Annotated in this window: 10 protein-coding genes; 3 read left to right on the forward strand and 7 right to left on the reverse strand. The window is 48.9% G+C overall.

Annotated elements, in window-relative coordinates:
• Positions 1-10 precede the first annotated feature (10 nt).
• From ACCW71_RS14995 to ACCW71_RS15020, 6 genes are all read right to left on the reverse strand, one after another.
• On the reverse strand, positions 11-658 hold the full coding sequence (locus ACCW71_RS14995) for a helix-turn-helix transcriptional regulator (RefSeq protein ID WP_436372661.1): 648 nt from the start codon (positions 656-658) through the stop codon (positions 11-13).
• Positions 659-660: 2 nt separating this feature from the next.
• Entirely contained in the window at positions 661-1,398 is a 738-nt protein-coding gene (locus tag ACCW71_RS15000) for a fimbria/pilus periplasmic chaperone (RefSeq protein WP_436372664.1), read from the reverse strand.
• The gene (gene stbD, locus ACCW71_RS15005; protein WP_436372665.1) at positions 1,364-2,707 is read right to left on the reverse strand and encodes a fimbrial usher protein StbD; all 1,344 of its coding nucleotides are present in this window, start codon (positions 2,705-2,707) and stop codon (positions 1,364-1,366) included. The genes ACCW71_RS15000 and stbD overlap by 35 nt, the downstream gene beginning before the upstream one ends.
• 8 nt (positions 2,708-2,715) lie before the next feature.
• Positions 2,716-5,307 (reverse strand): fimbrial outer membrane usher protein, encoded by a 2,592-nt coding sequence (locus tag ACCW71_RS15010; protein WP_436372666.1) that lies wholly within the window; start codon positions 5,305-5,307, stop codon positions 2,716-2,718.
• Complete coding sequence (locus ACCW71_RS15015) at positions 5,285-6,019, reverse strand: fimbria/pilus periplasmic chaperone (RefSeq protein ID WP_436372668.1); 735 nt, start codon at positions 6,017-6,019, stop codon at positions 5,285-5,287. The genes ACCW71_RS15010 and ACCW71_RS15015 overlap by 23 nt, the downstream gene beginning before the upstream one ends.
• Positions 6,020-6,133: 114 nt before the next feature.
• Positions 6,134-6,679, reverse strand: coding sequence for a fimbrial protein (locus tag ACCW71_RS15020; RefSeq protein ID WP_436372671.1), 546 nt, complete (start codon positions 6,677-6,679; stop codon positions 6,134-6,136).
• Positions 6,680-8,285: 1,606 nt separating this feature from the next.
• On the opposite strand from ACCW71_RS15020, the gene ACCW71_RS15025 reads away from it, so the two are divergent.
• Positions 8,286-8,876, forward strand: a complete 591-nt coding sequence (locus ACCW71_RS15025) for a helix-turn-helix domain-containing protein (protein WP_436372673.1) — start codon at positions 8,286-8,288, stop codon at positions 8,874-8,876.
• Between the two features lie 40 nt (positions 8,877-8,916).
• Positions 8,917-9,552: a helix-turn-helix transcriptional regulator gene (locus ACCW71_RS15030; RefSeq protein WP_436372674.1), complete on the forward strand. Its 636-nt coding sequence runs from the start codon at positions 8,917-8,919 to the stop codon at positions 9,550-9,552.
• Between the two features lie 543 nt (positions 9,553-10,095).
• Here the strand turns inward: ACCW71_RS15030 and ACCW71_RS15035 are convergent.
• Entirely contained in the window at positions 10,096-10,413 is a 318-nt protein-coding gene (locus ACCW71_RS15035; RefSeq protein ID WP_436372676.1) for a NirD/YgiW/YdeI family stress tolerance protein, read from the reverse strand.
• Positions 10,414-10,916: 503 nt separating this feature from the next.
• Here ACCW71_RS15035 and ACCW71_RS15040 point away from each other — a divergent pair.
• A complete protein-coding gene (locus ACCW71_RS15040; protein ID WP_436372678.1) occupies positions 10,917-14,981 on the forward strand; it encodes a S6 family peptidase in 4,065 nt (1,354 codons plus the stop codon).
• Positions 14,982-15,069 lie beyond the last annotated feature (88 nt).

Genomic DNA, 15,069 nt, shown 5'->3' on the forward strand with positions numbered 1-15,069 from the left:
ATAGTGGCTATTAGAAAAAAGCGTTCTGATGCAAAAAGCACATTAATTCGTTCTCATTTCGCAAATGAAGTTTATTCATGGCATTTCTTTTTTGTGTTGAAATGGTGCTTATGGCACGGCAATTTTTTCTGGCTATTTCCGACAGTGAATATCCCTCCTGAATAAGATTGATGACTTCCCACTCCTTTATCGTCAGATCAGCGCAATCCTGCTGTAAATGTTCCCGTAAGGAGTGAGAAACATAGCTCTTTTCTGTGGAAGACATCATGACACTCTTCAGTGCTGTGATCAGTTCCTGCGGCGTGTCCTGCCAGTTCATCATAATATTTACGCCGGAATTGAGCATTTTCTTTAACAGTGCTGCTTTCATATTTTGAGCAAAAAGCACCGTAATAATTTTCCTGTTCTCACTGAGCACAGCCAGTATTTTCCTGATTTCTGCTTTTCGGAACGAACCGTCAAATAAACAGGAGGAGTTAATAAAAATGACATCAAGGCTATTTTCGGCCACCGCCGTTAACAGACTTTGCTGATCGGCATAATGGCGCAGACAAAGATCATCGATATTCATTTCCTGCTGGATGAATGAAGCAATCAAATCATAAGACATGTGATATTTGTGAAAATAGGTCATATTCACTGTCGTGAGCGTATTCATTTTCACGGGCTGCTTAACTCTCTTTTATAGGGCGTCTGCGTGCCATAATCATCAATCACGCTCCAGCTTAATGTACGGCTATTCTCCATACCCGCAGCCGGAACCGTGATGGACGAAAAGGGCGCGATCATCTCCGCTTTCAGGGACTTTGACCCAAGGCGGAGATTTCCGATACTCATGTAGTAGGGGGTTGGGTTATTCACATTCAATACGGCATCTTTTGTTCCCGGCTCACTGAGTGTGAATCGCAGTTTTTCGCCGATGGTCTCTTCCGGTGCTCTCAGCCCAATCGGGCGGATAAAGACTTTCAGGCGGATGCGCAACGGCAGGATCACTTTCTTTTCCTGCGCGGTTTGCTGCTGCGTGTTCGGCGGAATCTGATAAATATTCAGCCAGTACACACGCTCGCGATCTTTCGGTAATCCATCCCGCGACAGCAGCATCACCCGCACGTTACGCGATTCAGCGGGTGCCAGTTTGAACAGTGGCGGCACCACGATTAACGGTGTAATGAGATGATCAGGCGGGCTGAGTGGATCGTTATCATCGGTCCACATCTGCACCAGTGCCGGAGCACTGACCGAGTTCACCACGGTCAGCGATTCCGCCATACTCTCTTCATTAAACACCAGCCGGCTTTGGGTCGAGTTGACAACCGCGCTGGCGGTGGCGCTGCTCAGAATCAGCGCACCGCACAGCAACAACTTACTGGAGGCTGACAATAATCTGTGCTTGCGCATTGACTGATCCTGCCTGTGCGGTTGCTCCCGGAAGTTGTTCAAGCGATGCCGTAAAGGTACCGGCGTAAGATTTGCCCCCGGACTCCGTCGTGCCTGTTTCATTCATCAGCTCGGTATAGCCATACCAGCCTGCACCTGAACCGGTGCCGGTGGTCGTACTGCTGGACAACAGATTCAGTGCTTTACTCGCCGACGAGTAAAGGCGGATGCCCACACCTGACGCAACGCCGCTGGCGCCGTAATTATCGTCCAGTAAGTAGCTGATACCGCCCGAACTGGTTTGTAAACCGAGCGTGCTTGCCTGTGAGAGCGCGGCAGGCTGTGTGACCAGGAAGCCTAATGCCACTGGTGCATTGATGTCGTTTGAGACGGTGCCGGAAATGGCGCCCGACTCACAATTAATCGCGACATTGAAGGTGTTACTACTGGTCTCACCGTTACGCAGATTGCTGGCACTGATAGGCGGCAGTTTCACCACCTGGTCAAAATCGCCCAGGGTGCAGGTATTACCGCGAATCACAATGGTTGTCCCGCCATACATACTCCAGACGGCGGAGGTCTCGAGCGGCGACGGAGAAGTCGCCAATGTTCCAGTTGTAAGATTGACGTTCATCCCGTTGCCTTTAAAGGCGATGAACCCCTGCGGAGAAGTAACCTGCTTGAAGGCGTCGCGTGCTATCACGCCATAAAAATCATCAGTTTTGAGCAGCTCAAATCGCGTATCGCTGAAAGCCGACGCCGGAATATAGATATTCGACCCATAGGTGATGTAATCCGCGCTGGTTAACTGGCGCTGCTGCCAGTAACCGGTGTAATAATTGCCGGTTTTCATATTGGTAATGCGATACGCAATGTTCGTTATCGGCGTCTGGTAAGCGCCTGTCACGTCGGTCACCGCTTTACCCCCATAAAATGCCCCCATAGACCCATACAGGGCATACATTTCATACAACGAGTCGGCATCACTAAGCGCGCACTTAAAGACAATCTGATTCGCGGTATAGGGCACTTTGAGCGCTTTATCGAGGAAGGGCAGATCGGCGCTGGCCAGCAACGTACCTGCTTTTGCAAGCGACTGTGCACCGGTTCCCATAATGATCGTACCGAAGGCAATCGATGCCGTCGCGTCACCCAGTACCCCGCCCCATTTGTTCGCGGTATAGCCCTGATTCGCCAATTCCTGCGGAATCATTGAGGTGGAGGTCCCGATACCGGTGACTTTGTAGCAGGTCGCCTGGGCCCCGACGCTACTGGCCATTAAAGCTGCCGCGATCAGCCAGGATTTCAGTTCAGAAGTTTTGCCATTCATGTTCATTCTCACTGGATACAGGTGCCATTTAAACGGGCGAAGCTGTTGTCACCGGCTTTCTGGAAAGGTAACTGGTAATTGATGCGGCATTTTCTGCTGCTTCCCCAGTTCACGAACAACGTGCCGGACGCATCAGGCAGGCGAGCGTAAATCTGCCCGTTCTGTCCGGCCATTCCGATACTGTTGCCTTTACTGTCTTTAACTTCCGCACCCATCGGTACCGGTGTTCCGTCTGGCAGCATGGCTAAAATCAGTGCCGGGGTGCCGCTCAGGGTTTTAAACGACACCTTCGGCACACCGCCGAGGATCGGTACCACACGCACGTTGCCGCCCTCCAGTTCAACGTTCTGATTCATAGAGTTGCCGTCAATGCTGATAGTGTTGTAGCGGTAAGGTGCCAGAGACGGCACGATGGCGTAGCCGAAGGGATCGATTTTCGCCCCCTGGGCATTATTGACGCGCGCACCGCTCGCGCCTTTAGCCTCAACCAGCGCAAAGGTATCGCTGGCGTAAGGCCCGTACGTGATGCCGCCGCCATGAATGGCCAGCGTGCCTGACGCACCTAAGCCAAGCTGATGATAATCATCACTGTGGGCATAGGAGGCGCGGACCGTCCCCATTCGGGTTCGTTCCTGCACGTTTGATCCCCAGCGCACGTCATGATTTCTGCCCTGATCGACATCGCGGTATTTGCTATAACTGGAATAGAGGGAATAGGTGAAATCGCTCTCCTGACCTGCGGAGCCGGACAGGGTGGTCATCGCCGACGTAGTACTTTTATCCCGGGTTGTGTCGAAGGAGACAGACGAGCGGTTGTCACGCCAGTCGAGTGGCATGGAGATGCCGATGGAGATGATGTTTTCAGTATATTTCTGATAACGGCTTGAGTCGTAATCGCTGTCGTCCACACTGTACATGTAGGCATTGTTACTGCTCCAGCTGGAGCGCTGCCTGCCGACACTGATGTTGTAGCTCAGCTTCTTCCACATATTGTTGTAAGAGAGCTGCATCTCACTGATGCGCGAGCGATTGTTATAATAGTCGGTGCTGCTGCCACTGAGAGAGAGCGTGCCATACTCTGCCATATTCTGGCTGACGGTCGCCGTGAAGCGGTTACGCTGTTTAAGCGTATCGGAATAGTAATTCGTTCCACCTCTCTCCTGACGCCGCACGCCCAATACATCTTCCAGTTCGCGATACCCCGACGTGGAGTAACGGTAGGCTGCCAGCACCAGGTTGGTATTGGTAGGAAAGGTTTTACTGTATGAGGCTTCAGCACGCCAACCGCTTTTGGTCAGGTTGTTTTCCACCCGGGCATGTGACCAGGTGGTATTGAGCGACAGCGCGCCAAGTTCAGAGGCGTAAACTCCCCCCATCAACAGGGCCTGATAGTTATTGGCGAGACGCGCGCCGGTATTAGAGGTAATGCTGTTGTTGAGTCCATACTGCAATACACCTTCAGTGAAGGCGTTCGGGACAGAGTAATAATTCCTGACTTTACCCGCGGCGAACTGATAGCTCAGATTGCCCGGACGCATAGAGTCTGGTACTGCGGCGTAAGGCACGGTAAAAAATGAAGATTTACCATCGGCTTCAATGATCTGCACTTTCAAATCACCCTGACTGCGAGTGTTGTACAAATCGTTAATCAAAAATGGGCCAGGCGGCACCTGGGTCTCATAAATCACATTGCCGGCCTGGCTTATCAGCACCCTGGCGTTAGTCGTGGCGACGCCCCGTACTTCAGGCGCATAACCGCGGCGACTCTGCGGCCACATGCGCTGATCGGTGGCGAGTTTTACGCCGTTGAAGGAGATTGAGCCGAACATTGAGCTATCGGTAAAGGTATCCCCGACCATCAACTCGCTGGATATGACGGGCAGCGGACGCTGGACCCATGTGCGCACGGCGTTCCATTTATAATGATCACCGCCGGTACTGCTTTCCATATAACGCAGGTTAGCCTGATGGCGTAGCTGCCACATGCCAAGATTGCTGCCTGCGTTGACCATGCTCCACCAATAGTTATAGTGAGAGTTACGCAGAATATTGCGGGTAAAGCTGGTGTTATGGCGCAAAAATATCAGCGGTGCACCCGCATCCCATTCAGAAACCGGGATGTAATCGCGCGGCTGGCGGTTGAGTAAGATTTGGGGAATCAGAAAATCGAGCGTCAGTGTAGACTGCTTAATGTTCCATCTTCCCTGCTTCGTGATATCCGACAGGAATACACACTGATTCTTAGCCGCGGCGGGCAGGCCCGCTTTCAGCTGCAACAGTTTCACCATATCAGCGTCGACACAAGGCTGTGCGCTCTTATCAGCCACATTTTTTTTACGGAAGTTGACCGGCACTTCACTTTTAATTTTGATGCCATTCAGGCTGATATCCAGAACCTGCTTACCCTCAGGAACCAGCGTCTCTTTTTCATTAAACTTCGTCAGATCAACCCCTTCTGCAAAGCCTGAACCGGCCAGCAGGCGGCTGTCGAACTGATAATCGTCAGCATAAGCCGCCTGTGAAAACAGCGCGGCTTTAACGAGGCACGTCATCACCGCCAGACGAAAGCTCGCTTTCTTATTTTTGGATTGGATACTCATGTGTCACCACCGCCCCATAATCATTAACTAAACCGATTTCTATTCCCTGGACATGACCGATCGCTTTCCCTGCGGTGAGTGCCACATCAACGGTTGCAAAGGGCGCAACCATTGGAACTTCTTTTGCAACTGAATTTCTGACAGTCACTGTGCTTAACGAAATATAATAGGGAGAGGTATTTGTCACCCGGATACCGGAAGAAGAGATATTGCTGAACGTTAAATAATCAAATATTTTCTTAGTATTGGTTTTCAGCGTGGCCGGGCGATAAAAGAGTTTTAACCTGTTTTTTAACAGCACCACCATCTGATTGCCTTTATCACCACTGATGTTTCCGGGAGGAACCTGTAGGAAGTTAAAGTAAAAAACAGACTCGCGGTCCTGCGGCAGTGTCTTTCCGCCGGTGAAAAAAATACGCAATATCTGGCCATCTTTTGGCGCAATTCTGAATGTAGGCGGCGTCACCACAAATGGCGCTTTACCCGTAGCGGGCGTCGAGTCTTTATCGCCACTATCAAACCATGCCTGGATAACATAGGGGAAATCGTCATTATTTCTTAATTGTGCATCTACTGACTTTGCATCTGAAGGATAGATAATGCGTGACCCTGTCATTACGACGCTGGCAGAGGCGGCCTGACAAATAAATAGTGAAAATGCAAAGAATAGAGCGTTACGCCATAATGAATGATTGATCGTTAAGCGAGACATACCAGCCTTCCGTTATAGTTAACTACCAGATCCCAAAAAATAAAGCAGGCCATCCATGGCCTGGTTTAATCCAGATGATGTTCTGAATTAACGTCCCATCCCTGTTGTTTATTATTAGTTGTAGCTCACAGCATATTGCATGGTCGCTTCAACCGCACCGGCGGTTGCTGCACCAGTCGCGTAATATTGCGCAGTATAGGTTGCAGAAGCACTTGTATCTCCCGCTTTCAGAGAGAGATCGCCAGCGCCATTAAAAGGTGAGGTGAAGTCGATGGTTTTACTTGCAGTATCCAGGATCTGGACTTCAACGTTTGAAGCGGCATCTGTGGCTGCGACGTTGCTCAGGTTACCCGCTGTGCTCACGCTATTACCTACGAACACGCTGGAAATAGTAGTGGCGTTTTCAGTAGTTCCTGTACAGCCGGTTACACCGATGTCAAAGGTCGCCTGACCAGCAGTATTACCCGATGCCGCCAGTTCTGAAGCATTTACACTTGGCAGCAGTACGATAGGTTTAACACTGTTACCATTAATAGTGACAGAGCAGGTTTCAGAGGTGACTTCACCCTGAAACGTAACGGTGTTATCTGAAGCAGCAAATGCCTGCGATGCGAACAGAACAGACATCACTGATGCGGATAAAAACGCGAGTTTTTTCATTTGAAAATTTCCCTATTTCTCGATGAGTGCATATTAAGAATTTACTTCATTGGTTAGTCCGAACCAGCCTGGGCCAGAACAGAACACGGTTTGGTTGCCAGGAAAAATCCCGCTCCAATTCCCGACGACAGAAGGTTAAATTGCGACAAGCGTCGGTGCTTGTGAAGTAATCTTAATAACACTTAATTCAGCTCATCACCCCACCTTATAGTTTTATATTGGAACAATAGTTAAACCACACGCTTTAATTGTTAACCGAAAAATAATTTCTGTTGTTATTTCACATTCTTATATTGCAACTGACGTAACATTATGAGCGACAACACCTTCATTACATAAGTAAATTCTAACCTTCGTTGTAATATTCCAGTAGCTGTTAGCGGAGACATCTTATCGTGTGACCAATATGGGATGGAAATTCTTTCTCTGATAGCGGCTCCGTTCTGATAAAAACAATCCTCCTCTTTCAAAGTATGAAAGTTATCAATCTGCCATTTTTCCTTAACCCGCAAAATCATCCCCTTCTGCTGGCACATATAGCGCAACAGGATAAATACAGCCCTGTACAACAGCGTTTTTTGTAAAGATAAAGCCCATGAGATATCGCGATTTTTGATAAAAAAACATATGAATAGCCCAGCCACTCAGTGAGCAGCTGGATTAAGATTGCAGATAAAGAAAAGATGAGATAAATTTAGATTAGTAATTTTAAATTTTTACGATCATTACTCTCTATTTGTTTACATAAAATTAACTTTTTGCCAGCTGACTTTTCCGTCTCTGATAGGGTTTTTTTTATGTCTTCAGTGGATGTGCTCTCTTCTGTTTCTGTCAATTAAACTGCGGCGTTACCTTTGTAGTTAAGAAATTGTATGGGTAATAAGAGTCAATCGTCAGGATCTGATGAGGATGTCGGCAGGAACAAGAGTGAGTAAATTATATTTTTTTCCCATTTGGTGCTCCCATGTAAAATCGGGCGAAGGAAATTTAACCTTTGATATTGGCATTTTATGCTGGTTAAAATTAAAATATCAGAGTATAAAACTATATATGTAGCTTATTTTAATTTAAATGTCCGAATTGATATTGCTGTGGTTTAATTGCTGTCAGTTGAGGCTGTTCAGTGGTTTTATTAAATCCCTGGGGAGTTAACAATGAGGCTAATTTGATTTAAAGGTTTTCGACAATGAAATAGACCGACGCTTTTTATTACACTTATATTGTTGATATGGCGTTTTTATAACATTCATCTTCAAATGGTAATGATATATTCCTTTTTTAAGAAAAAAGTTATAACACTATCAGCAAGCCACCACTTGCCAGGGTGATTTGCTAATCAAACGGTTTTTTAACGGTTGAATATCTGGCTGTAGGGCCAATAACTGGTCTTATGCTCTTTCTTTTCGCATGTTTATGGTATTGAATTTTATCGTGACAGTTTTACTATAATAGTGGAACTCTTAATAAATTTTTTGTGACGTGATCCAGGGAGGTGATCAGGAAGTAGCAGTACACCAGGCGAAATTAAAAGAGATTATAACAAACGGATATTTACTCATTTTTTTCTAATCACTAACCCTGTGTTAGTTAGATTGAGCCAATTATTATGTATAGAGTGACTGAAAATCATGAACGAATCATCGATGCATTAGCAGGTTATACACAGGTTGCTAATCCAGACGAGATTTCACGTGGCAAGCGTCGTTATCATCTCACTAAGGATAATGTACGGCGGGTTATGTTCATTCTTGATGGTGATTTTTTACTCAAGCTAAAGAGCGAGAATAAGGTATTGAATATCTTGTCGGCTCCTTTTGTTGTCGGCGTCACCCCGGCACTCGATGAACCGCCGGTTTATCTGGAGAGAATAGACTATGGAAAAGTCAGTTTTGTAGATTATGATGTATTCTGGCGACTGGTATTCGAAAAGGATCTTTTCAATGATGCCATGTCGATTTTATCGGGCCAATATTCTGACCTGATGAACTACATCCAGCTGCCGAAAAGTAACTCCTATGATGAAGTTATCTCTTTGATTGGCCGTTGGGAAAAGCTGCCGCCGCATCTTAAGAAACGCTTTTCCGCGCTTTATCTGATTGAACACAGTTCGCACCTGTCAAAAAGCTCAATTTGCAGAGTGTTAAAAGAATTAAAAGAGAAAGGTGAGCTTACCCTGATTAACGGGAAGTTTACCTGATAGCAATTTTATCTTAAATTTTGAGATGCTGAAGGGAAAAATGGATTTTAACGTTGTTTGTACCAGTGAGGATTACTTCTTCCGGCTAGGCATCTCAAAAATTATTGAGGAAGCCTTATCAGTTGATACCAAAGTGAAATTTTTATCAGGTTTTGACAGTTATAGCCTGCGTCAGGCAGATATTATCCTGGTCAATGTTTCACAATGGCGTCTCTATATGTGTCAGCCCGCTTACCGCGATCGCAAACCCGGTAGCATCATATTAGCGTTTGCGGATAGCGTTGATGACATCATTATGGGACAGCTTCCTGTTTGCTATCGATCTTTGATCGTGATTTCGCGTACAGATTCTATCTATAGCATATCCAGAAAGATAACCCGGTCGTGGCTGGAAAATCAGGAGAACGTAACCGGGTTTTTAGCTTCGGACTGTTTACGCTGTGAGTTTGCTCACATTACTGTGGTTCAGTTACAGGTGCTGAGTTTTTTAAAAAAAGGCTATAGCGTGGGACAAACAGCAAAACGCCTGAATCTTTCCGTGAAAACGGTCTATGCGCACAAATACAATGTCATGAAAAAGTTCGCGTTGAGTGGCGATAAGGAGTTTAACGCCTTTATCAATGATTTATCACTGCTTGAGCTTTATAAAGGAGTTATTAACTCTACAGAAGGATAGTCGTTCAGGCAGCCCATTTTCGCCTCGCATTCATGTAATGGCCTTATTAGCGGACCGACGAGGGGTGACAGCATGACCCATAAATGCCTTATCTGTAGACAGTACATCGAGAAATTTTATGAAAAAAGATCCGAAAAATAAGAACAAACATTTGAAAGTCCCCTTCAGCATGGTGACAGGGATAATGTTAGGGATCATCGTTTTACTCTTTTGTTATATTTATAGTAACTATGTTGTTGCGGCTCCAGGGCGGGCTCTGACTGCTCCTTATAAAACTGACGTGGAGTTAAGTCATCACTGCGCGCCAGAGGCGAAAATATCCGCTTTTGTCTCAGGATAGGTCGCCTTGGGTTTGTCTGAACCGGAAACTGGCGATTTCGCCATGAGCCTAGAGGCACACTGCTTGCACCATAAACAGAAGGTCAGGATGGTTTGCTGAAAGCCAGCTCCTGCAATGAAGGGGTTGGTTGACAGAAGGGACGTATAAAGCATTCATTAAAAAAGCCAGCTTAATCACTGGCTTTATGCTTCTTCATTATCCTTTTATTTCAGGATAAAGATCCGATCAACATCAATTTCACTGTGCCCATCGTCGCGATCTACTTCACCGGTTATCCGCACTTTTTTGCCAATCAGATAGCTATCGTCTTCATCATCGTCGTCATCAATGTCAATACGGATGCGACCGGTCGAATCCTTCAGCCAGTAGTGGTCATCGTCAGCCCGGCCAGTTATCGTGCCGGTCAGCGTCACATGGCGATCGTCACGCATATTTTTTGCCTCTGCAACCGTCACTGTCTGACTGGCATAAGCTACACCCGTGCTGAGTAAGGCCAGCATCATCCATAGTGCTTTTTTCATTTATCTCTCCTTTTTTGCCAATACGGGCACTGAGCTTACCCGCGAATAATCACAACCGTTGTGGTTTATCTCCAGAACATTATCACTTGCTGATGATTAAAAGCAGTCGCAAGGTAACATTACTAATTAGCAGTCAGGTTTTTTATCCATATGTGTCCTTTCGTTTTTATTTCAAATCCATTTGACCATTCCATTATAATAAATAATTTATCATTTTTCATATAAATATCAATGTTTGCTCTATTTTGGCAATGATTTTATATAGTCTTTAAATACAGTAGCTTAGCTAGCATTTAACGCTAATCTTCCGTTCTTTTTTGATCCTGGTCAATGAAATAACCCACATCAGATTTAATCACAGATTATTGTAATGATAGTATTTATTAAGTCAGGGAAGTTTTCTTAAATAAAAATAGCCTCATGAGGATAATCCATTGAAATATTTTAGAAGCGCAGCGTTGTGCTGCACCTTCTTTATCTGTACTAAATCTTATGCGGGTATAATGCTGAACGATATTGATGTACAGGAATATCGTGATTTTGGTGAAAATCTGGGCAATTTTACCGCCGGCACGATGAATGCGCCCGTGTATAAAAAAGAGGGTTCGCTCTCTGCTTATCTTGGCTTCCCGATGCCTGACTTTGGCGGCGTCTCCTCAATGGGCTATGCGACGCTTATCTCACCCTCCTATATTGTCAGCGTAAAGCATAACAGCGGTTATAAAACGGTTTCATTTGGCAACGGTGCGCAGTATGCCGCCACTTATAATCTTATCAATCGCAACGAACTCAGTACGGATGATTTCCATGCGCCACGACTCGATAAAGTCGTGACCGACGCGGCCCCCTATACCTTTGTGACCCGATCCGATTTTCTGGCCAACTACCTGTCACGCTACTCCTGGTATACCCGGGTCGGCACAGGTACACAGACTCAGATCAATGATGAGCAGACCGAGCGCATCACCCTTACCGGCGCATACGACTGGAAGACCGGCGGGACAATCAGTGCGGAGAATGTGCGGGAAATCTCCTATGGCTCTTATCTGCGCTATTACAATCTTGGCCCGGACGATGCCAACACAACGCCGCTTTCCATCGGTGCCAATGCCGGAGACAGCGGCAGCCCGGTGTTTGCCTGGGATGATGTCGATCAGCAATGGAAACTGGTGGCGGTTCACGTCGGCTATGACTCTGACAGCGGCCTCTACAGAAAACGCTCGATTGCCGACTATATCCCTGGCGATTTTATCGCGTCAGTTCAGGCCGCGAATATCTCGCCAGATGTCACTGACAGCGATCAGAGCACGCCCATTTACTGGGATCAGACGCAAATCAGTCAGGGGAGCAGCCTCTGGTCCTGGCAGGGTCTGGATGCGAAATATCAGAGCGTCGCGCCCTCAGCCGCCAGCAGCGCAGAGCTGGATGCGACTAAAGATCTGCATTTCAACGGGGTTGGTGGCGTCATCACGCTGAATACGCCGGTTAACATGGGGGCGGGCAAACTTCAGTTTTCCAGTGATTACACTGTCACTTCAGCGACCGGTGTCAATGCAACCTGGGCAGGAGGCGGAATTGAGGTTGACGCCGATAAAGATGTGTTGTGGCAGGTGAATGGAGTCGCCAACGACGCCCTGCATAAGATCGGTGCGGGTACCCTGCATGTTAATGCTGAGGGCGTAAATCCAGGTTCACTGAATGTGGGTGACGGGACGGTTATTCTCGATCAGCAGGCAGATGCCGCAGGCAACAAACAGGCTTTCTCTTCCGTCACGCTGGTCAGCGGCCGGCCGACCGTCACGCTAAATGACGGGAAACAGGTCGCTGCTGACCAGATCTATTTTGGCTATCGTGGCGGTCGGTTAGATTTAAACGGCAATGCGCTGAGTTTCAAAAAGATTAACCATACTGACAGCGGTGCGACCCTGGTTAACCACAGTAACAAAGACGCTACGCTCAACCTCACGGGCTATACCGCAGCAGACGTTCCCTTTTACACCTTTAGCGAAAGCAATTCAGAGGGGACGCCCGGTAACATCTACGTCTACAAAAATCCCTATACGAAAGATACTGAATATTTTCAGTTAAATACCGAGTCATACTGGTATTTCCCCACCGATAAAAGCTCAACTTCAACCTGGACTTACCTGGGAACAGATGCGGATGCCGCGATTAACCATCGCCTGACACAGCTGAACATGCAGGTATTCCGCGGCTTTTTGGGAGAGACCCTGGAAAACGCGGTTAACGGGGTGATGAATGTCAATGTTCTGCCGCAAAACGCCACGTCGATAATGGCGCTGACAGGCGGGATGAACCTGAATGGCAACCTTAACGTTGAGAATAACACCGTGATCCTCTCCGGGCAGCCGGTCGCCCATGCGGGCGGGGTAGTGATTGATGATGACTGGAATACCTCCTTATTCAAGGCGGATCAGATCACTGTCAGCCAGGGCGCGCATTTTCAGGTGGGTGAATATGCGGCGGTCAACGCCAGCATTGTCGCTGCTGACGGGGCAACCCTCTCGTTCGGCTATAACGACAGCCAGCAGGCAGCGGAGAAGAGCTGGCGTTGCTACTCCGCGATCTACTCCGATGATGTGACCTGTAGCCAGCCGGTGCGCAGCGCGGAGGCGCTGGCGCTGCTGCCCGCCAGTGAAGTTGAAGGGGATGTTCAGCTGGCTGAGAATGCATCACTCTATCTGGGGAAGGTGAATTATCAGGGGGCGGTGACCTCAACCGGCAGCAGTCGTATGACGCTGGATGCCAATGCGACATGGAATATGACCGGCGACAGTCACGTCACCTCGTTGCTGGCAGAAAATGGGTCGACGCTTTCCATGGTGCCAGCGACCGACTGGAGCGCGAAAACGCTGAATGTTGATTCACTGGATGCAACGGGTCTGAACCTGATGTTAGGAGTGAAACCGTCCACGCTGGAAAGCGATAAGCTGATTGTGAAAAATTCGGCGAGCGGCGGCGATAACCTGCTGGATGTGAGCCTGCTGGTAAGCAACGATGAGCAGGTCGCACTGACCCAGGATCTGGTTATGGTTGACGCCCCTGCCGGGACATCGCACAGCTATTTCTCTTTTGCGGACAGTTATAGCGGCTTCAGCGTTTATACCCCAAATTATCAGGTGAAGGAGGATAACGACCGGGTGCTGTGGGTGCTCGAACGAAACCAGTCGGCAGAGCCGGAAGTGCCCCCTGAGCCGGAACCGACGCCTGCGCCAGAAGTCACCCCTGAGCCAGAACCGACGCCTGCGCCGGAAGTCACCCCTGAGCCAGATCCGACGCCTGCGCCGGAAGTCACCCCTGAGCCAGACCCGACGCCTGCGCCGGAAGTCACCCCTGAGCCAGACCCGACGCCTGCGCCGGAAGTGACCCCTGAGCCAGACCCGACGCCTGCGCCGGAAGTCACCCCTGAGCCGGAACCGACGCCTGCGCCGGAAGTGACCCCTGAACCAGAACCGACGCCTGCGCCGGAAGTCACCCCTGAGCCAGAACCGACGCCTGCGCCGGAAGTGACCCCTGCACCGGAAGCCCCCGCTGAGGATAATGCCGCTGAGCAGGCGGAAGAGAAAGCCGAAGCCGAAGCACAGGAGCAAGCCGAAGAAGCCGAAGAGGCAGCAAAACAACCGGCGTTTAACCCGGATGAGTGGTTCACCGTTTACGATAACCTGCCACTGATCCAGCGGACACGCGCCCTGATCGCTTCGCGTCAGTACATCTTCAGTGAAGCGGTCAGTCAGCTACACGATCGGAGCGACAGCCTGCGCGCATCCCCGGAAAGCAGCGGCTCCTGGGCGACAATCGAGCAGCGAAAAGGGCATTTCCTCGGTCTGGATAGCCATCAGCAGACGCTGAATGTGGGCTGGGACAGGCACAGCAACGGGCAAACGGCGGGCATCAGCGCCAGCTATAGCCAGGGCGAAGTTAAAGGCGAGGGCAGGGAACAGCATCGTCTGGCCACTATGGGTATCTACTACGCCTGGCAGTCTGAGGCGGGATGGTTTTTCGACGCGGCCAGCCGTTACATGTACCTGAACCAGGAGATCACGCTCGATCCTGCACTGCGCATCAACGGTGTGAAAAAAGAGAGTCAGATGCTGGCTGGCAGTCTGCGCAGCGGCTATCAGTTCGGGCTGGCTGACGACACGCTGTTTATCTCGCCTTACATCGGCATCAGCGGCGGGGTGATGTCGGGCTACCGGCTGAAAGGTGAAGATGCAGAAGTCTCACTAAGCTCAGCGACGCCTTACTTCACCACCAGCGGAATCCGGGTAGAGAAACGCGGTCTGGGAGCCGGATTGCCGAATCTGAATCTCAGCACCAGCATTGAATATCAATATTCGCCCGGAACAAAGGGCTCGGTGACAACGCTGTCCGATCGTCAGTCAAACCGGCACTACAGCGCCTGGTCGGATAACCGTTATCGCGGCAGTGTGGGGCTGGAAGGGGTGATCACCCCCGATCTCTCACTGAATGCGAAGGTCGACACCAGTTTTGGTGGCGTCTTTAAAACCGATTACAGCGGTCAGATCGGCTTCTCCTATCATTTCTGACAGCCATTTGCTGTCTTCATCGCTGAAGTAAAACAGAGCATCACGGCAGGATAAGTGATGCTCTGCTTTTATCTCTGCATCAAGATTG

It is taken from the genome of Pantoea sp. C2G6, from assembly GCF_051336815.1.
Taxonomy (GTDB): domain Bacteria; phylum Pseudomonadota; class Gammaproteobacteria; order Enterobacterales; family Enterobacteriaceae; genus Pantoea.